Origin of the sequence: Klebsiella sp. X13, from assembly GCF_003323835.1 — a bacterium.
Classification (GTDB): Bacteria; Pseudomonadota; Gammaproteobacteria; order Enterobacterales; family Enterobacteriaceae; genus Klebsiella; species Klebsiella ornithinolytica.
On record NZ_CP030874.1, the window covers coordinates 127,427 to 143,465 of the forward strand.

Annotated in this window: 19 protein-coding genes; 7 read left to right on the forward strand and 12 right to left on the reverse strand. The window is 56.1% G+C overall.

All coding sequences use genetic code 11. The annotated features are described in order from the left end of the window. Window positions 1-16: 16 nt before the first annotated feature. Window positions 17-292: a DNA-directed RNA polymerase subunit omega gene (gene rpoZ / locus DSD31_RS00605; RefSeq protein ID WP_004868966.1), complete on the reverse strand. Its 276-nt coding sequence runs from the start codon at window positions 290-292 to the stop codon at window positions 17-19. Window positions 293-346: 54 nt separating this feature from the next. Then, window positions 347-970: a guanylate kinase gene (gene gmk / locus DSD31_RS00610; RefSeq protein ID WP_004868963.1), complete on the reverse strand. Its 624-nt coding sequence runs from the start codon at window positions 968-970 to the stop codon at window positions 347-349. A 256-nt stretch (window positions 971-1,226) separates the two neighbouring features. Between gmk and ligB the strand changes: the two genes are divergently transcribed. Continuing rightward, on the forward strand, window positions 1,227-2,906 hold the full coding sequence (gene ligB, locus DSD31_RS00615; protein ID WP_048022788.1) for an NAD-dependent DNA ligase LigB: 1,680 nt from the start codon (window positions 1,227-1,229) through the stop codon (window positions 2,904-2,906). A gap of 5 nt (window positions 2,907-2,911) precedes the next feature. Here ligB and DSD31_RS00620 read toward each other — a convergent pair whose 3' ends face one another. After that, the gene (locus DSD31_RS00620) at window positions 2,912-3,529 is read right to left on the reverse strand and encodes a trimeric intracellular cation channel family protein (protein ID WP_004868959.1); all 618 of its coding nucleotides are present in this window, start codon (window positions 3,527-3,529) and stop codon (window positions 2,912-2,914) included. Between the two features lie 207 nt (window positions 3,530-3,736). Then, a complete protein-coding gene (locus DSD31_RS00625; protein ID WP_004868955.1) occupies window positions 3,737-4,600 on the reverse strand; it encodes a YicC/YloC family endoribonuclease in 864 nt (287 codons plus the stop codon). A gap of 239 nt (window positions 4,601-4,839) precedes the next feature. Here DSD31_RS00625 and rph point away from each other — a divergent pair, with 239 nt between their 5' ends. Then, window positions 4,840-5,556, forward strand: a complete 717-nt coding sequence (rph, locus tag DSD31_RS00630; RefSeq protein WP_004868954.1) for a ribonuclease PH — start codon at window positions 4,840-4,842, stop codon at window positions 5,554-5,556. Between the two features lie 175 nt (window positions 5,557-5,731). Next, a complete protein-coding gene (gene pyrE, locus DSD31_RS00635) occupies window positions 5,732-6,373 on the forward strand; it encodes an orotate phosphoribosyltransferase (protein WP_113990779.1) in 642 nt (213 codons plus the stop codon). A gap of 39 nt (window positions 6,374-6,412) precedes the next feature. Here pyrE and slmA read toward each other — a convergent pair whose 3' ends face one another. The 3 genes from slmA to coaBC all read right to left on the reverse strand — a co-directional run bounded on the left by slmA (window position 6,413) and on the right by coaBC (window position 8,782). After that, window positions 6,413-7,009: a nucleoid occlusion factor SlmA gene (gene slmA, locus DSD31_RS00640; protein ID WP_004868952.1), complete on the reverse strand. Its 597-nt coding sequence runs from the start codon at window positions 7,007-7,009 to the stop codon at window positions 6,413-6,415. 125 nt (window positions 7,010-7,134) lie between these two features. Next, a complete protein-coding gene (gene dut / locus DSD31_RS00645; RefSeq protein WP_004868951.1) occupies window positions 7,135-7,593 on the reverse strand; it encodes a dUTP diphosphatase in 459 nt (152 codons plus the stop codon). Then, window positions 7,571-8,782 carry a bifunctional phosphopantothenoylcysteine decarboxylase/phosphopantothenate--cysteine ligase CoaBC gene (coaBC, locus tag DSD31_RS00650; protein WP_032718458.1) on the reverse strand — a complete coding sequence of 404 codons (1,212 nt, stop codon included), beginning with the start codon at window positions 8,780-8,782 and terminating at the stop codon, window positions 7,571-7,573. Before coaBC ends, dut begins: the two co-directional genes overlap by 23 nt. Window positions 8,783-8,955: 173 nt before the next feature. On the opposite strand from coaBC, the gene radC reads away from it, so the two are divergent. The 4 genes from radC (at window position 8,956) to mutM (ending at window position 11,219) form a co-directional block, all read left to right on the forward strand. Continuing rightward, window positions 8,956-9,621 carry a RadC family protein gene (radC, locus tag DSD31_RS00655; RefSeq protein ID WP_004868949.1) on the forward strand — a complete coding sequence of 222 codons (666 nt, stop codon included), beginning with the start codon at window positions 8,956-8,958 and terminating at the stop codon, window positions 9,619-9,621. Window positions 9,622-9,837: 216 nt separating this feature from the next. After that, window positions 9,838-10,074, forward strand: a complete 237-nt coding sequence (gene rpmB, locus DSD31_RS00660; RefSeq protein ID WP_002436699.1) for a 50S ribosomal protein L28 — start codon at window positions 9,838-9,840, stop codon at window positions 10,072-10,074. 20 nt (window positions 10,075-10,094) lie between these two features. Continuing rightward, window positions 10,095-10,262, forward strand: coding sequence for a 50S ribosomal protein L33 (rpmG, locus tag DSD31_RS00665; protein ID WP_003024094.1), 168 nt, complete (start codon window positions 10,095-10,097; stop codon window positions 10,260-10,262). A gap of 147 nt (window positions 10,263-10,409) precedes the next feature. Then, window positions 10,410-11,219, forward strand: coding sequence for a bifunctional DNA-formamidopyrimidine glycosylase/DNA-(apurinic or apyrimidinic site) lyase (gene mutM, locus DSD31_RS00670; protein ID WP_004868948.1), 810 nt, complete (start codon window positions 10,410-10,412; stop codon window positions 11,217-11,219). Window positions 11,220-11,308: 89 nt separating this feature from the next. On the opposite strand, the gene coaD is transcribed toward mutM, so the two are convergent. The 5 genes from coaD to DSD31_RS00695 form a co-directional block, all read right to left on the reverse strand. After that, complete coding sequence (gene coaD / locus DSD31_RS00675) at window positions 11,309-11,785, reverse strand: pantetheine-phosphate adenylyltransferase (protein WP_004868947.1); 477 nt, start codon at window positions 11,783-11,785, stop codon at window positions 11,309-11,311. Window positions 11,786-11,787: 2 nt separating this feature from the next. Beyond that, window positions 11,788-12,558 carry a glycosyltransferase family 2 protein gene (locus tag DSD31_RS00680; RefSeq protein WP_004868946.1) on the reverse strand — a complete coding sequence of 257 codons (771 nt, stop codon included), beginning with the start codon at window positions 12,556-12,558 and terminating at the stop codon, window positions 11,788-11,790. Further along, a complete protein-coding gene (waaA, locus tag DSD31_RS00685) occupies window positions 12,558-13,832 on the reverse strand; it encodes a lipid IV(A) 3-deoxy-D-manno-octulosonic acid transferase (RefSeq protein WP_004868944.1) in 1,275 nt (424 codons plus the stop codon). The genes DSD31_RS00680 and waaA overlap by 1 nt, the downstream gene beginning before the upstream one ends. Window positions 13,833-13,923: 91 nt before the next feature. Further along, window positions 13,924-14,913, reverse strand: coding sequence for a glycosyltransferase (locus DSD31_RS00690; RefSeq protein ID WP_004868941.1), 990 nt, complete (start codon window positions 14,911-14,913; stop codon window positions 13,924-13,926). A gap of 30 nt (window positions 14,914-14,943) precedes the next feature. After that, a complete protein-coding gene (locus DSD31_RS00695; protein ID WP_113990780.1) occupies window positions 14,944-16,038 on the reverse strand; it encodes a glycosyltransferase in 1,095 nt (364 codons plus the stop codon). Window position 16,039: the final 1 nt, after the last annotated feature.

Consider the following 16,039-nt stretch of genomic DNA (forward strand, 5'->3'; position numbering starts at 1 on the left):
GCTACCCACTGCGTGATTAACGACGGCCTTCGGCAATAGCGGTAACGGCTTGTAATTCAGCGGCTTCCTGCTCTTGCTGCTCTTGACGATCGCGGACGTCGAGGATCTGATTGTTGATCAGACCTTCTTCGATTTCGCGCAGTGCAATAACGGTAGTTTTATCGTTTTCTTCCGGTACCAGCGGATCTTTTCCGCCAACCTGCATCTGACGAGCGCGACGCGCGGCGACCAGTACCAGGTCAAAACGGTTACCAATTTTCTCTACAGCGTCCTGAACAGTTACGCGTGCCATACTTAAAATGCTCCACAGATGAAGAAATGACTGGGCATGATACTGAATGTGGGTTCAGTCTGCCAACAGTTTGGTGATTAAAGCGCCATGTCGCTGCTTTTGGCGGCTCATGCGCAGACGTTCGGCGCGAATAATGTTTTTCAGATCGCTCAGGGCGGTATCAAAATCATCATTCACAATAAGGTAATCATATTCCGCGTAATGACTCATTTCTGCAACAGCCTGAGCCATACGTTTTGCGATCACCTCTTCGCTGTCCTGGCCGCGGCCACGCAGGCGACGGTCAAGCTCATCTTTTGACGGCGGCAGAATAAAGATGCTGCGTGCGCCAGCCATTTTTTGACGGATTTGCTGAGCGCCCTGCCAGTCGATATCCAGGAAGACGTCGACGCCGGTTGCCAGTACCTGCTCGATGGTTTCGCGCGAGGTGCCGTAATAGTTGCCAAAAACTTCCGCGTGCTCAAGAAATGCGTCTCTGCTAATCATCGCCCTGAAATCGTCGTGATTAACGAAGAAATAGTGTTCGCCGTGCACTTCACCCGGACGCGGCGCGCGCGTGGTATGTGAAACAGAGACCTGGGTGTCGTACAGCGGTTGGGTTTTCAATAAAGCCTGAATCAGGCTGGATTTACCCGCGCCACTTGGGGCGGAAACAATATAAAGCGTGCCTTGAGCCATGAGAGTCTTTTGTATGTGATTGTCGAAAGAGATACTACATACGAGCCTATTATACACGGCGCCGCACCGTGACGCAGTCCCTGTCACACTTTTTGCTTCTGTTTCTTTCATTTTGCCAGCCGTTTCCCTGATTTCGCCGTGTATTGCGCAGCAGGCAAACAAAGTCTGGATGTCCGATCGCAGCGTGATAAATCCCTCGTCGCCGAATAAAACCGCTCTCCTGCAGAATGTTTGCGGGTAAACAGGAGGTGGAGTCATGCATAAATGGATCTGGATGATTGGCGCGTGGGCGGTGGCTGGATACGGACAGGCTACCTGTCCTGAATGGCCGCAGGCACAGGCCCGGCAGGAGGTACATCGTCTCAATCAACAGGTGACGGCCTGGAACAATGCGTACTGGCGACAGGGGAGCAGTGGGGTCAGTGATGAAGTATACGACCAGCTTTCGGCGCGACTTATGCAGTGGCGGCGCTGTTTTTCGCTGCTATCGCCTGCGGATAACGATGATGTGCCGCCCGCTACCGGAGAGGTCAGGCATCCGGTTGCCCATACCGGCGTGCGTAAACTGGCCGATAAATCGGATATTGCGCGGTGGATGCGCGATAAAACGGATCTCTGGGTGCAGCCGAAAGTGGACGGTGTCGCCGTGACGCTGGTGTATCGCCACGGGCGGCTGGCACAGGCCATTAGCCGTGGCGATGGTCGAGCCGGGGAGGATTGGACCGCCAGGGTGAGGCTGATTCCGGCCGTGCCGAAGATGACGGAGGGCGAGCTGGCGAACAGCGTGCTGCAGGGAGAGATTTTTCTGCAGCGCGACGGGCATGTGCAGAAGCAAATGGGGGGAATGAATGCCCGGGCGAAAGTGGCCGGTACTCTGATGCGCCTCGATACCCCGGCGCAGCTTGCGGAACTGGGGATCTTTATCTGGGCATGGCCAGATGGCCCTCAGGACATGCGCCAGCGTCTGGCTCTGTTGCGCAAGAGTGGATTTCTCCACAGCGCCTCTTTTACGCAGCCCGTTACGGATGCGCGGCAGGTGGCACGGTGGCGAGAGCGCTGGTTAACCTCGCCTCTGCCTTTTACTACCGACGGCGTGGTCGTGCGCCGCGGCCACGAACCCGGCGGGCGATTGTGGTCGCCAGGGCAGGGTGAGTGGGTCGTTGCGTGGAAATATCCGCCGGCATCGCGGTTAATGGAAGTGCGCGGCATTCGCTTTCGGGTCGGGCGCAGCGGCAAAATTTCCGTCGTCGCTCTGCTGGAGCCGCAGCGCCTTGACGACAAACGGGTTAAGCAAGTCAGTATTGGCTCGCTTTCTCGCTGGAAGCGCCTGGATATTGGCCTCGGCGATCAGCTGCAAATCAGTCTGGCGGGCCAGGGCATTCCGCGCCTCGACAGCGTAGTATGGCGATCGGCGCAGCGTACGAAACCGCAGCCTCCCCCGGAACGGTTTACCCCGTTGACCTGCTATTTCACCACGCCGGGGTGTGATGCGCAGTTTCTCTCAAGGCTTATCTGGTTATCGTCAAAACCGGTTCTGAATCTTGATGGCGTGGGTGAATCAGTATGGCGCACGGTGCAACATGCGCGCCCGCTGGCGCATCTGTTCTCGTGGCTGGCATTGACGCCAGCGCAGCTGCAGGGGATTCCGGGGATAACCTCCGGGCGCGGGCAGCGGCTTTGGCACCAGTTTAACCTGGCGCGCGAGCAGCCCTTTCTGCGCTGGGTCCAGGCGATTGGCGTACCGATTCCCCGGGCGGCGCTTGCCGGTCTGGCGAGAGAAAACTGGCAGCAGCTACGAGAACGTTCTGAAGAACAGTGGCAGCGTCTGCCGGGCATGGGGGCAGGGAGAGCGAGGCAGCTGGTTGCCTTTCTCCAGCACCCGGATGTTGCCGCGCTGGCGCAGTGGCTCAGCGGGCAACATATACCCGGGTTTTGAGAGGATCAGTGGGCGTTATGGTTGTAGTGGAAGACGGGCAGCCCCAGCTTCCAGCGCAGCGCCAGCATGCGAGCGGTGAAGCCAAACAGCAAGGTGGAGATCACCACCACGTCGTGGCTGCTGACGTAATGCTGCAGGGCAATATAGAGAATTGCGGCCGCAAACGAGATGCCGGCATACAGCTCCTTCTGGAAAACCAGCGGAATGCGCTTGCAGAACATGTCCCGCAGTACGCCGCCAAATACGCCGGTAATCACGGCGGCGATAGAGGCGATCACCGGTCCTTCTCCCATATCCAGCGCGATTTGCGCGCCGATAATTGAGAACACCACCAGCCCCAGGGCATCCAGAACCAGAAACAGACGGCGTAGATGGGGCATGACCGGCGCAGCAATAGTCGTTAACACTGCCGCGACGGCGACGATAATGACGTATTCCGGATGTTTTACCCACCCCAGCGGGTAGTGGCCCAGCAGAATATCCCGGACTGAGCCGCCGCCCAGCGCGGTGGCGGTAGCAATGATGATGACTCCAAAAGTGTCCATCCGGCGGCGACCGGCCGCCAGAGCGCCGGTCATCGCTTCCGCAGTAATACCGATTAAATACAGAATATGAAGCAGCATAAATCCCCCACAATGATGTCGGGCAGATTAGCGATTTGTGCGTAAGATCACGATTGAGATTTTCTAAGGTGAATCATTTTCCCCAGGAAAAACTAATGTGAGAGGTGTTTTATGAGCAGTAGTGCAGGGAGATGTTGATCGACGGATGATAAAAACAGATAAGTAAAAGTAATGCTGGCTCACAACAAGAGGAGCCAGCAAAAGAGATTACTCGATGTTCTGAATTTGCTCGCGCATTTGCTCGATCAGGACTTTCAGTTCGATGGCGGAATTGGTCACTTCGGCATTAATGGATTTCGATGCCAGCGTGTTCGACTCGCGGTTAAATTCCTGCATCATAAAGTCAAGACGGCGGCCAACGGCTTCTTTCTTCTTCAGGATGTTCCAGGTCTCTTTTACGTGCGCTTCCAGACGATCCAGCTCTTCGGCGACGTCGATACGCTGCGCCATCAGCACCAGCTCTTGTTCGAGACGGTTGTTTTCCAGCTGCACTTCCGCATCTTCCAGTCGGGAAACCAGGCGCTCGCGCTGCCACTGTAAGATTTCCGGCATATGGGCGCGCACTTTGGCGACTTCGGCGGTGACGCCTTCCAGACGCTGCTCAATAAGCGCTTTCAGCGCCTGACCTTCGGTCTCGCGGGCAACGATAAAATCATCCAGCGCACCGTTCAGGGCCGACAGAATATCGGCGGCAATCGCATCGAGATCCTGTTCCTGAGCAGCCATTACGCCAGGCCAGCGCAGAATATCAACCGGGTTGATTTCGCCTTCGTCGCTCTGCATCTTGACCCAGTTGGCGGCATTGACCAGCTGTTTTGCAAGACTTTCGTTCAGAATCAGCTCGCCCTGGGCGCTGGGATCCTGATCAAAACGTAAGGTACATTCAACTTTGCCACGGGTCAGGCGAGAACGGATGCGCTCGCGCACGACAGGCTCCAGGCTACGGAACTGCTCCGGCAGACGGAAATAAGTTTCCAGATATCGTTGGTTTACCGAGCGCAGTTCCCATGCGGCGCTGCCCCATTCACCCTTGATTTCACGCCGGGCATAGGCGGTCATACTGCGGATCATAGACGTTCCTGTTTTTAAAGGAGAGTGAGGTGGATTATAGCTTTCAGGGCCTTATCAGGATAGGAATAAGCGAGCATTATCCGTATATACACGTTATCCTTCTGGCAGCCCCTCTGTTGGCGGCATTGCTCAGCCCTGAGCGCCAGTTATCTACGCCGTCAGAGGCGCGTCACCTCATGCATCCCGCATGATTTTGTGTATAATGCGCGCCACATTCGTTTCAAGCCGGAGAGATCATTATGCGTCCAGCAGGTCGTAGCGCTAATCAGGTGCGTCCCGTCACCCTGACCCGTAACTATACAATACACGCAGAAGGCTCCGTGCTGGTCGAATTTGGTGACACTAAAGTGTTGTGCACCGCGTCGATCGATGAAGGCGTGCCGCGCTTCCTGAAAGGCCAGGGCCAGGGTTGGATCACGGCAGAATATGGCATGCTGCCGCGTGCAACGCATACCCGTAACGCGCGTGAAGCCGCGAAAGGGAAACAGGGCGGCCGTACTATGGAAATCCAGCGTCTGATTGCCCGTGCGCTGCGTGCGGCGGTCGATCTGAAAGCGTTGGGCGAATTCACCATTACTCTCGATTGTGATGTTTTGCAGGCTGACGGTGGCACCCGTACCGCATCCATTACCGGCGCCTGCGTGGCGCTGGCCGATGCGCTGAATAAGCTGGTGGCGGCCGGCAAGCTGAAAAGCAATCCAATGAAAGGGATGGTCGCCGCGGTTTCCGTTGGTATCGTCAATGGCGAAGCGCTGTGCGATCTGGAATATGTCGAGGATTCAGCGGCGGAAACCGATATGAACGTGGTGATGACCGAAGATGGTCGCATCATTGAGGTACAGGGCACCGCGGAAGGCGAGCCGTTTACCCACGAAGAGCTACTCACCTTGCTGGCGCTGGCCCGCGGGGGTATCGAATCCATTGTCGCGACGCAGAAAGCGGCATTAGAAAATTAATTTTAAGGGCGGCTGATGAGTCGCCCTTTTTTTTACGTTTTATTCTTCATGCGGTCTTTCTCGGCTGCCGCACGCGACCGGCTCACAGCGTTATCGACGTATCTGTGCCGCCTGATGACGCGTGAAGAATTTGGCGTAAACCTAAATGATGAAAAGTAAGATAAGGAGCGAATCCATGAAACCGTATCAGCGCCAGTTTATTGAGTTTGCGCTTAACAAGCAGGTACTTAAGTTTGGCGAATTTACGCTGAAATCCGGGCGTAAGAGCCCCTATTTCTTCAACGCCGGCCTGTTTAATACCGGGCGCGATCTGGCACTGTTAGGCCGTTTCTACGCCGAAGCGCTGGTCGATTCCGGAATTGATTTCGATCTGCTGTTTGGGCCGGCTTATAAAGGGATTCCTATCGCGACGACTACCGCGGTTGCGCTGGCGGAGCACCATGACCTGGATTTGCCTTACTGCTTTAACCGCAAAGAAGCAAAAACCCACGGTGAGGGGGGCAATCTGGTCGGCAGCCTGCTGCAGGGGCGCGTCATGCTGGTTGATGATGTCATTACCGCAGGTACCGCGATTCGCGAGTCGATGGAAATTATCCAGGCGCACGGCGCGGAACTGGCCGGCGTGCTGATCTCTCTGGACCGTCAGGAGCGCGGCCGCGGCGAAATCTCGGCGATTCAGGAGGTCGAGCGTGACTACGGCTGCAAAGTGATTTCTATCGTGACGCTGAAAGACCTGATTGCCTATCTGGAAGAGAAGCCGGAGATGGCTGAACATCTGGCGACGGTACGTGCTTACCGCGAAGAGTTTGGTGTATAAGTCGAAAGCCCCGGAGGCGATATGCCTCCGGGATTTCCGCTACTGCAGCTGAGCGGCGACCAGCGGCCAGCGGGCGTCAAAATCATCCGTCGGACGATATTTAAACTCGCTGCGAACAAAACGCGACAGCATGCCTTCGCAAAATGCCAGCAGCTGGCTGGCCAGCAGCGCCTCATCGATGGTGTAACCTTCACCTTCCCGCATTTTCTTCTCACGCATGACCTGGCGCAGCTGAACCTCGATACGCTCAAACAGCTGGTTAATCCGCCCCTGGAGACGATCCTGTTCGAACATCAGCGCATGGCCGGTCAGAATTCGCGTCAGCCCAGGATTACGCTCACCAAACCCAAGAATCAGCAGCACAATCAGACGCAGGCGCGCCGACGTGTCTTTTTCATCTTTTAAAATCAAATTGATGCGCGTAATCAGACTGTCTTCGATAAACTCGATCAGGCTATCGAACATGCGGGTTTTACTGGGGAAATGGCGGTACAACGCCGCTTCGGATACCCCGACAGACGCCGCCAGTTTCGCTGTGGTAATGCGCTGACTTCCATCGCTGGATTCAAGCATCAGGGCCAGAGACTGAAGTATTTCTTCGCGACGATTCCTTTTCGCAGTTTGTTTTTCTGCCATGTTTTAAAATACCCCTGAAAATAAGCACTTGTCAGGCAGACATCCACAAAGTGACCGCAAACGGTCGTTTGCGGCGATGTTATTGCATTAGTGCACTTTGGGATGCGGATTCGATGTGGTCGGGCTTATGCGCGCCCTGAGTGACCAAAGCCACCTTCGCCACGTTCGGTGGCGTCAAAATCTTCCACCAGGTTAAATTCCGCCTGTACGACGGGTACAAAGACCATTTGAGCGATGCGCTCGCCAGGTTCAATCGTAAAGCTCTGCTGGCCGCGGTTCCAGACGGAAACCATCAGCTGCCCCTGATAGTCGGAGTCGATAAGACCAACCAGGTTGCCCAGAACCACGCCGTGCTTATGGCCCAGCCCGGAGCGCGGCAGAATCACCGCCGCCAGAGAGGGATCGGCGATATGAATAGCCAGACCGGTCGGCAACAGCGTGGTTGCACCCGGCGCCAGCTCTACGGCGTCGTCGAGACAGGCTCGCAGGTCAAGTCCGGCGGAGCCGGAGGTGGCATAGGTCGGCAGCGGAAATTGCTGGCCAACGCGCGGGTCCAGAATCTTAACGTCGATTTTTTTCATCATAACGGGTCACGATCTCGTCGAGTAATAATTGGCCAAGGAGTTCTTTACGCTCAAGTGGCAAGCGCTTATCTCCATCCTGCCAGAAAAGGTGTAATGCGTTGCTGTCGCTGTTAAAGCCTTGATCAGGCTGCGAAACATCGTTAGCGCAAATCAGGTCGAGATTTTTGCGCGCGCGTTTTTGCTTCGCGTATTCTTCCACATTATTCGTTTCGGCGGCAAACCCTACGACAAAAGGCCGATTAGCCGCGAGTGCCGCCACCCCGGCAACAATATCCGGATTTTTGACCATTTTGAGGGTGAGTTCATCACCTTGCTTTTTAATTTTTTCTTCAGCGATGGCGACGGCACGATAGTCTGCTACGGCGGCACAACCAATAAAAATCTGCTGCTGCTGGGCGTTTTGCTGGACCGCAGCTTCCATTTCCAGCGCGGTCGTTACATCGATTCGCTGTACAAACGGCGGCGTCGGCAATGCAACCGGCCCGCTCACCAGCGTGACGTTTGCCCCGCGGCTTGCGGCCGCGGCGGCAATGGCAAACCCCATCTTGCCGGAGCTGTGGTTAGTAATATAACGCACCGGATCCAGAGGTTCACGCGTGGGGCCCGCGGTAATCATGATGTTGAGATGTTGCAAATCTTTGACAGGCGAAAAATGCGCAGCGGCTAAATCAACAATCGTCATCGGATCCAGCATGCGGCCAGGGCCAATGTCGCCACAGGCCTGGCTACCGCTGTCCGGCCCCCAGAGCAGCAGGCCGCGTGAGGCGAGTACCTCGAGGTTATGCTGCGTGGCCGCTGCGCGGTACATTTGCTGATTCATCGCCGGGACAACGGCAACCGGAGAGGGGGTCGCGAGGCAGATAGTAGAAACCAGATCGTTGGCCATACCGGCCGCAACGCGGGCAATCAGATCGGCGGTTGCCGGGGCGAGGATAACCAGGTCCGCCCATTTGCCCAGCTCTATGTGACCCATCGCCGCTTCCGCTGCCGGATCGAGCAGACTATCGGAGACCGGATAGCCAGACACCGCCTGCAGGCTCAGTGGCGTAATGAAGGCTTTGGCGGCTTCCGTCATGGCAACACGCACATCCGCGCCACGGTCACGCAGGCGGCGCACCAGTTCCGGCGTTTTATAAGCAGCAATGCCGCCGCTCACGCCAAGAACGATCTTTTTACCAGCCAGACTCATCATGATTCTTTCCTGTTGCAGTACACCAGAATCCGCGCATATTACCACAATCCCGTCGCCGTCGCGTGACTGCCAGGCATTCACTTTGCGAGGCGCTACGCAACAGGTAGATACGGCAGTCGGCAGCACCGTCGGGCTGTGCCAGGATGGGGGCACGAGAAAGGAGAGGCCCTATGGATGCACCGGAACCCCTGATGCCACGGGAAAAAATGTGGCTTTACGGCATTGAAACGTTGTCGGACGTTGAGCTGCTGGCGCTGTTTTTACGCACCGGGACGCGGGACAAAGATGTCATGGCGTACTCGCATGACCTGTTACAGCGTTTTGGTTCGCTGTATGGCCTGCTGTCAGCGAATAAAGCACAGTTTGAGACGGTCGACGGGATTGGCCTGGCGAAATATGCCCAGCTAAAAGGAGTGGCTGAGCTGGCGCGGCGTTATTTTAGCCTGCGGCTGGTTGAAGAGCCCTCTCTGGTCACGCCGATGATGACGCTGGAGTTTTTGCAAAGCCATCTCTCCGATGAAGAGCGGGAGATCTTCATCGTGATCTTTTTAGATAATCAGAACCGGGTATTGAAACATAGCCGGCTTTTTTCTGGTACTCTTAGCCACGTAGAGGTGCATCCGCGAGAAATTGTACGCGAAGCCATCAAAGTGAACGCCGCTGCGGTGATCCTTGCACATAATCATCCGTCCGGTAGTCCCGAGCCGAGTAAGGCCGACAGACTGATGACCGAACGTGTGGTAAAGTGTTGTGGTTTCATGGATATACGAGTACTCGATCATCTTGTAATCGGCCGCGGTGCGTACGTATCTTTTGCCGAACGCGGCTGGATTTAGCCCCGATCACGCGATCCAGCGGGATCTTTGTCTGTTCGGGACTTGAGCACATCGCCGAGTCAGCGTATACTACGCCACCTTTGAGAATCTCGGGTTTGGCATTTGGGCCTGGCAATCGATGGTTCACTTAGAACTGCGATGACCGGGCTGTAAAGCCTGACGAGGCGCCGATACCCCATACGAAGCTCGAGCTAATTTGATTTTTGGAGAATAGACATGTCCCGAGTCTGCCAAGTTACTGGCAAGCGTCCGGTGACCGGTAACAACCGTTCCCACGCACTGAACGCGACCAAACGCCGTTTCCTGCCGAACCTGCACTCTCACCGTTTCTGGGTTGAGAGCGAAAAGCGTTTTGTCACCCTGCGTGTATCTGCTAAAGGTATGCGTGTTATTGATAAGAAAGGCATCGATACAGTTCTGTCTGAACTGCGTGCCCGTGGCGAAAAGTACTAAGTACTAAGAGGAAATAAATCATGGCTAAAGGTATTCGTGAGAAAATCAAGCTGGTTTCTTCTGCTGGTACTGGTCACTTCTATACCACCACGAAGAACAAACGTACTAAGCCGGAAAAACTGGAACTGAAAAAATTCGATCCAGTTGTCCGTCAGCACGTTTTATACAAAGAAGCTAAAATCAAATAATTTTAGTTTCCTTGTAAAGAAAACCCCGCTCCGGCGGGGTTTTTTGTTTTTTGTCCGGCAGAACCCGTCGGATAAACCCTGCCGGGAATTTGCTTCCCTGTCGTCTGTTGCTGCAGCACAATACTCTGGGTTAACGGAGGAAAACGAATGCCTGAATTACCTGAGGTAGAAACCAGCCGGCGTGGCATCGAACCATACCTGGTGGGCGCAACCATTCTGCACGCCGTTATTCGCAACGGGCGTCTGCGCTGGCCGGTCAGTGAAGAAATCTATCGTTTGAGCGACATACCGGTGCTGAGCGTGCAGCGCCGTGCCAAATATCTGCTGCTTGAGCTGCCCGGCGGCTGGATTATCGTCCACCTTGGGATGTCGGGAAGTCTGCGAATTCTGAGTGAAGAGCTGCCTGCAGAAAAGCACGATCATGTTGACCTCGTGATGAGTAATGGCAAGGTCCTGCGCTACACCGACCCACGCCGCTTTGGCGCCTGGCTGTGGACCCGCTCGCTGGAAGGGCATCCTGCGCTGGCACATCTTGGCCCAGAGCCCTTGAGCGATGATTTTAATGCCGACTATTTGCAGCAGAAGTGCGCGAAAAAGAAAACCGCTATTAAGCCCTGGCTGATGGATAACAAACTGGTGGTCGGGGTCGGCAATATCTACGCCAGCGAATCGCTGTTTTCGGCCGGGATCCATCCCGATCGGCTGGCGTCTTCGCTTTCACGCGAAGAGTGTGAACGGCTGGTAAAAGTGATTAAAGCGGTGCTGCTACGCTCGATTGAGCAGGGGGGCACGACGCTGAAGGATTTCCTGCAAAGTGATGGCAAGCCGGGCTACTTCGCCCAGGAGCTGCAGGTTTATGGCCGCAAGGGCGAACTTTGTCGCGTTTGCGGCACGCCGATTACAGCCAGCAAACATGCTCAGCGGGCAACATTTTATTGCCGCCAGTGTCAGAAGTAAGGTGCTGATGTCGCCGCGATCCAGGTGACGCCTCGCCAGCCGGGTACGGGTTCACGCTATTGCTGGCGGGTAGCCCGGACGGCGCAAGATTACAGCTTTTTCAGCAGCGCCTGGTGTACGTTGGCCGGCAGGAAGTGGGAAACATCGCCCTGGTGGCGCGCCACTTCCTTCACCAGCGATGAAGAGATAAACGACCACTCTTTGCAGGGCATCAGGAAGACGCTTTCCAGGGTTGGCATCAGGTGGCGGTTCATATGTGCCAGCTGCATCTCATATTCGAAGTCCGCCACCGCACGTAAACCGCGAATGAGGATATTCGCCTGCTGCGCGCGGGCAAAATTCGCCATCAGATCGCTGAAACCAACCACCTCGACGTTGACCAGATGCGCCGTTGCCTGCTCCGCCAGCGCAATACGCTCGTCGAGGGTGAACATCGGTTTTTTGCTCGGGCTGGCGGCAATGGCCAGCAGCACCTTGTCAAACATGCTGGCGGCACGCGTGACGATATCGATATGCCCGTTGGTAATGGGGTCGAAGGTGCCCGGATAGATCGCTTTTGTGCTCATAATTACACTTTCTCTGAGTAGCCGCGGCTCAGCGCCCACAGCTCGGTGTATTTATTAAACGTATACTGCGCGTTGACCACGGCAAGTAGCCAGCCCTGTTTACCATCCAGCACGCCGCCGCGTAGCAGCAGCGTTTTCACAAAAGCCCCCAGCGTATGGCCGAAAATGCTCGCCAGAGAGGTCTTCTTCCCCTTCTGGTGGCGCTCCCGTGCCCAGGCAGAGGCATAGGCCAGCTGCTTTTGCTGGAAGCCGGAGAAGTCGCGGCAGGTCAGATGCAGTAAATCGCCCGACAGTTCGATAACCTGCGCGCCTTTGGCATCGAGCGATTCGTGCACCAGATTATTGTTATAGCGGAAACGGCTGCGTTCGTACAAACGCATGACGCGGTCGGGATACCAGCCGCTATGGCGCATAAAGCGGCCAAGGAAATAGTTACGCCGGGCGATGCTGTAGACGGCACCTTTTTGGGGCGCCTCCAGTACACGGCGAAGTGAGCAGGCCAGCTCCGGCGTCACGCGTTCATCGGTATCAATCATCAACACATAGTCGCCGGTCGCGTAGTCCTGGGCGCGCTGACGCTGAATACCGTAGCCTTGCCAGTCGCTGTTGATGTAGACCGTTGCGCCGAGGCGACGGGCCAGTTCGACGGTGTTATCGCTACTGCCGGAGTCCAGCAGCACGATTTCATCGGCCCACGCTACCGAGGCCAGGCAATCAGCCAGCAGATCCGCCGCATTTTTGGCGATCATTACGACGGACAGTCGGGTCGACATTAGTGGCTCCGCTGCGGCAGATAGGGTTGCAGTAAATGTAGCAGACGCGAGAGCGCGCCCTGGTTTTGATGCAACACTTCTACCGCGTGGCGGCCGTACCACAGACGATAGTCTTCATCGGTGAGCAGATTGGAGACCTGGGTGACCAGCGAACTGACGTCGGTGACCGTAATCAGGCCATCGTCCTGCTGCAACTTGGCGCAAATATCTTTGAAGTTGAACGTGTGCGGGCCCATCAGTACCGGGATGGCGTGTGCCGCCGGCTCCAGCGGGTTGTGACCGCCGCGTTCGACCAGGCTGCCGCCGACGAAGGCGAGGTCGGCAATGCCGTACAGCAGCATCAGCTCGCCCATGGTATCGCCGATCACCACCTGGGTACTGTTCGACGGGATTTCGCCGGTGCTGCGTAGCGTGAAGCTCATCCCCGCTTTCTGCACCATTTCTCGTGCATCTGCGAAGCGCTCCGGGTGACGAGGGACGAGAATCAACAGCAGATCCGGGAAAGTATCGAGCAGCTTCCTGTGCGCCTGCAGGATAATTTGTTCTTCACCGTCGTGGGTGCTGGTGGCGATCCAGACTTTGCGGTGCGGCGCCCACTGGCGGCGGAGGGTAATCGCGCGCGCGGCCAGCTCTGGCGTCACGGAAATATCAAATTTGAGGCTGCCGGTGACCGCCAGCTGGTTGCGCTTCAGGCCCAGAGCCAGAAAGCGATTGCCGTCTTCTTCATTCTGCGCCGCAATCAGCGTGATGCGACTGAGCAGCCGACGCATAAATTTCCCCAGTTTCGCGTAGCCTTTGGCGGAACGCTCCGACAGACGGGCGTTGGCGATGACCAGCGGGATTTTACGTTTGTGCAGCGCGGCGACCATATTTGGCCACAGCTCGGTTTCCATCACGATAACCAGCTTCGGTTGCACCGTGTTGAGGAAGCGGTTCATTGCGCAGGGCAAATCGTAAGGCAGATAGACATGATGAACATCTTTGCCGAAGGCGGACATGGCGCGTTCTGAGCCGGTCGGCGTCATGGTGGTGACGGTGATAGGCAGCGAGGGGTAGCGGTGGCGCAGCGCGCGCACGAGCGGGATAGCAGCAAGCGTCTCACCCACGGAAACGGAATGCAGCAGAATCCCATCCGGCGCTACCTTGTTCTGACAGAAGCCATAACGTTCAGCCCAGCGCTTTCGGTAGGCAGGGGCCTTACGGCTGCGCAGCAGCAGTCGCAGCCATACCAGCGGCTGAATAAGATAGAGTAGGGTGGTATAAAGCAATTCCAAGCGATTTATCCGATTTATGTTTTAGCGGGCAAATTCTAAGCATTTAGCCCGCGTAAAGCTATCTCTTTGGCGGAAACAACGGGATTCAGAGTCAGGTCGCGTCGCGATAGCGTTTAATGCGCAAATAGCGTCGGCCAAGGCGCCAGCGTAAACGGAAGGTACGCGCATTTTTCCAGATCAGACGCCAGATGCCGCGGTCAAAGAATTCTTTAATGATAATATGCTTTTTTGACTCATCTTTCATGCTATCAAAGGTATGAATAATTCCCAGCCCCTCTTTGGCAATTTGCCAGCGGCAGGCGGAAATATGACGCACCTTATCAGGATAGCGTTGGTTGATGGCCTCCAGCATCTCCAGAATTTTCATGTAGTGGCGCGCCGAGCGCATCAACGTATCGTCATTGTCCGGTTTGTGCGACACCGATTCCGAGTGAATATAGTAATCGTAGAACTGTTCGCTGGTGTACTGCACGCGTTCAGCCGCCAGCAGCGCTTCGGTGGTCCACGGAATGTCCTGATGACGTAATCCGGGCTCGAAGTGGAACTTGTGCTGCATGATAAATTCGCGGCGATAGATATTCAGCCAGGTCACGTGCAGGAACTTGCGCGAATCCAGCGCCTGTTTAAGCCAGACGTGGCCTGGCAGGATGCCGGTCGACGGCAGACGGTCCGGTGGAAGAATAGGGTGGATATCTTTGCGGGTTTCGTAAACGTAGCGGCCGTTACAGGTGGCGACATCAAGGCGGCCCTTTTCGGCCATCTCCAGCAGCGTACGGTACATCCCGGGATAAAGCTTATCGTCAATATCCGGGAAGGCCAGGTACTTGCCGGTTGCCACCGCCAGGCCGGTATTACGCGCGACCGAGACGCCCTGGTTTTCCTGTTCCAGCACGATAATATGGGGTAAGCGCGCTTTCCATTCGTCGATAACCGCCAGGCTACCGTCCGTCGAACCGTCGTTGACCAGGATCAGCTCATAGCTTTCCAGCTGCTGTTGTTCAATGCACTCAAAGAATTGCGCAAGGAATTTTTCGCCGTTATAAACGGCAGCCACAATGCTCAGTAAAGGCGTTTGACTCATAAATCATTCGATCCTGGTTAAATAGCGGCGTCAGCCGCGACGCAGCTGACGGTACTGCTGACAAATCGTATCCACGCTGAATTTTTCCAGTGCGGAAGGTTCGATAGCTGGTGGGTTATGGTAAATGCTTTGCATCGTCCGGGCCAGCGCCGGGCTGTTCAGATCGGCCAGGCCGCGGGCTAATTCGCCGGTGAGAATTTCCGTCACCCCGCCAGGACAGCGGGTGCTGGCCACCGGGGTATTTAGCAGCAGCGCCTCAACCACCACGTTACCAAAGCCTTCGCTGTCGGAGCTGAGCACCAGCATCCGCGCATGCTTAATCCACGGCAGCGGGTTTTTCTGAAAGCCTTTAAACAGAACACGATCGGCAACCTGTAGCTGCTGCGCCAGCTGGCGCAGGCGCTGTTCCTGCTCCGGTTTACCCTGACCCAGCAGCACCAGCGGCGCGGTGATTCCGCTTTGCGCATAGGCTTCGATCAGGCGATCGTGACGTTTCCCCGGGTGGAACCGACCGACGTGAATAATATAATCCCCCGCGGGCTGCTCGCCAGGCGCATCGGCGGCGGCGTGCAGAGCGGGAATATCGAACGGGTTATAAATGGTTTTTAACTGTGCCGGGCGGATGGCGAACTGTTCGACCAGATCCTGACCTACCGCATCGGAGACGGTAATGACGTTGCGTCCCTGATAGACACGCTTAATCTTCTGCTGTTTCATCCAGCGATCAAATCCGGTGCGATGGCCCAGATATGATGTGGAAAAGACGCCATGCAGGCAGAACCAGACGTTCCGGTTTTTCAGCGACCGGCTGCGGGCGACAATGCGATCGGTTTTATGCAGGTTGGAGAGCACCAGATCGAATTCACCCTGCTGCTCGGCTGTGACGATGGCGGCATCCAGCTGGCGGGCGCGGCGCGAAAGTTCGGTGATTTTGCGCCAGGGTGTCCGGCTGCGGTCACTCACAACCTGATAATCCAGCCCTTCCGGCAGCGCATAATCGCAGACATCGCGCAGAGAAAACAGTGAGACCCGTTCGCCCTGGCGCAGAAAATGCTCAGCCAGGGTCAGCACGACCTTCTCCGCCCCGCCGCCGGGCAGGCCGTCGATCACAAACAGCATACGCATC

Bases quoted from the DNA above. Each gene is read 5' to 3' on its own strand.
- pyrE (WP_113990779.1), top strand. From the start codon at position 5,732: ATGAAACCGTATCAGCGCCAGTTTATTGAGTTTGCGCTTAACAAGCAG.
- slmA (WP_004868952.1), bottom strand. From the start codon at position 7,009: ATGGCAGAAAAACAAACTGCGAAAAGGAATCGTCGCGAAGAAATACTT.
- dut (WP_004868951.1), bottom strand. From the start codon at position 7,593: ATGATGAAAAAAATCGACGTTAAGATTCTGGACCCGCGCGTTGGCCAG.
- DSD31_RS00620 (WP_004868959.1), bottom strand. From the start codon at position 3,529: ATGCTGCTTCATATTCTGTATTTAATCGGTATTACTGCGGAAGCGATG.
- gmk (WP_004868963.1), bottom strand. From the start codon at position 970: ATGGCTCAAGGCACGCTTTATATTGTTTCCGCCCCAAGTGGCGCGGGT.
- rpmG (WP_003024094.1), top strand. From the start codon at position 10,095: ATGGCTAAAGGTATTCGTGAGAAAATCAAGCTGGTTTCTTCTGCTGGT.
- ligB (WP_048022788.1), top strand. From the start codon at position 1,227: ATGCATAAATGGATCTGGATGATTGGCGCGTGGGCGGTGGCTGGATAC.
- coaBC (WP_032718458.1), bottom strand. From the start codon at position 8,782: ATGAGTCTGGCTGGTAAAAAGATCGTTCTTGGCGTGAGCGGCGGCATT.
- mutM (WP_004868948.1), top strand. From the start codon at position 10,410: ATGCCTGAATTACCTGAGGTAGAAACCAGCCGGCGTGGCATCGAACCA.
- rpmB (WP_002436699.1), top strand. From the start codon at position 9,838: ATGTCCCGAGTCTGCCAAGTTACTGGCAAGCGTCCGGTGACCGGTAAC.
- DSD31_RS00695 (WP_113990780.1), bottom strand. From the start codon at position 16,038: ATGCGTATGCTGTTTGTGATCGACGGCCTGCCCGGCGGCGGGGCGGAG.
- coaD (WP_004868947.1), bottom strand. From the start codon at position 11,785: ATGAGCACAAAAGCGATCTATCCGGGCACCTTCGACCCCATTACCAAC.
- radC (WP_004868949.1), top strand. From the start codon at position 8,956: ATGGATGCACCGGAACCCCTGATGCCACGGGAAAAAATGTGGCTTTAC.
- rpoZ (WP_004868966.1), bottom strand. From the start codon at position 292: ATGGCACGCGTAACTGTTCAGGACGCTGTAGAGAAAATTGGTAACCGT.
- DSD31_RS00625 (WP_004868955.1), bottom strand. From the start codon at position 4,600: ATGATCCGCAGTATGACCGCCTATGCCCGGCGTGAAATCAAGGGTGAA.
- DSD31_RS00690 (WP_004868941.1), bottom strand. From the start codon at position 14,913: ATGAGTCAAACGCCTTTACTGAGCATTGTGGCTGCCGTTTATAACGGC.
- rph (WP_004868954.1), top strand. From the start codon at position 4,840: ATGCGTCCAGCAGGTCGTAGCGCTAATCAGGTGCGTCCCGTCACCCTG.
- DSD31_RS00680 (WP_004868946.1), bottom strand. From the start codon at position 12,558: ATGTCGACCCGACTGTCCGTCGTAATGATCGCCAAAAATGCGGCGGAT.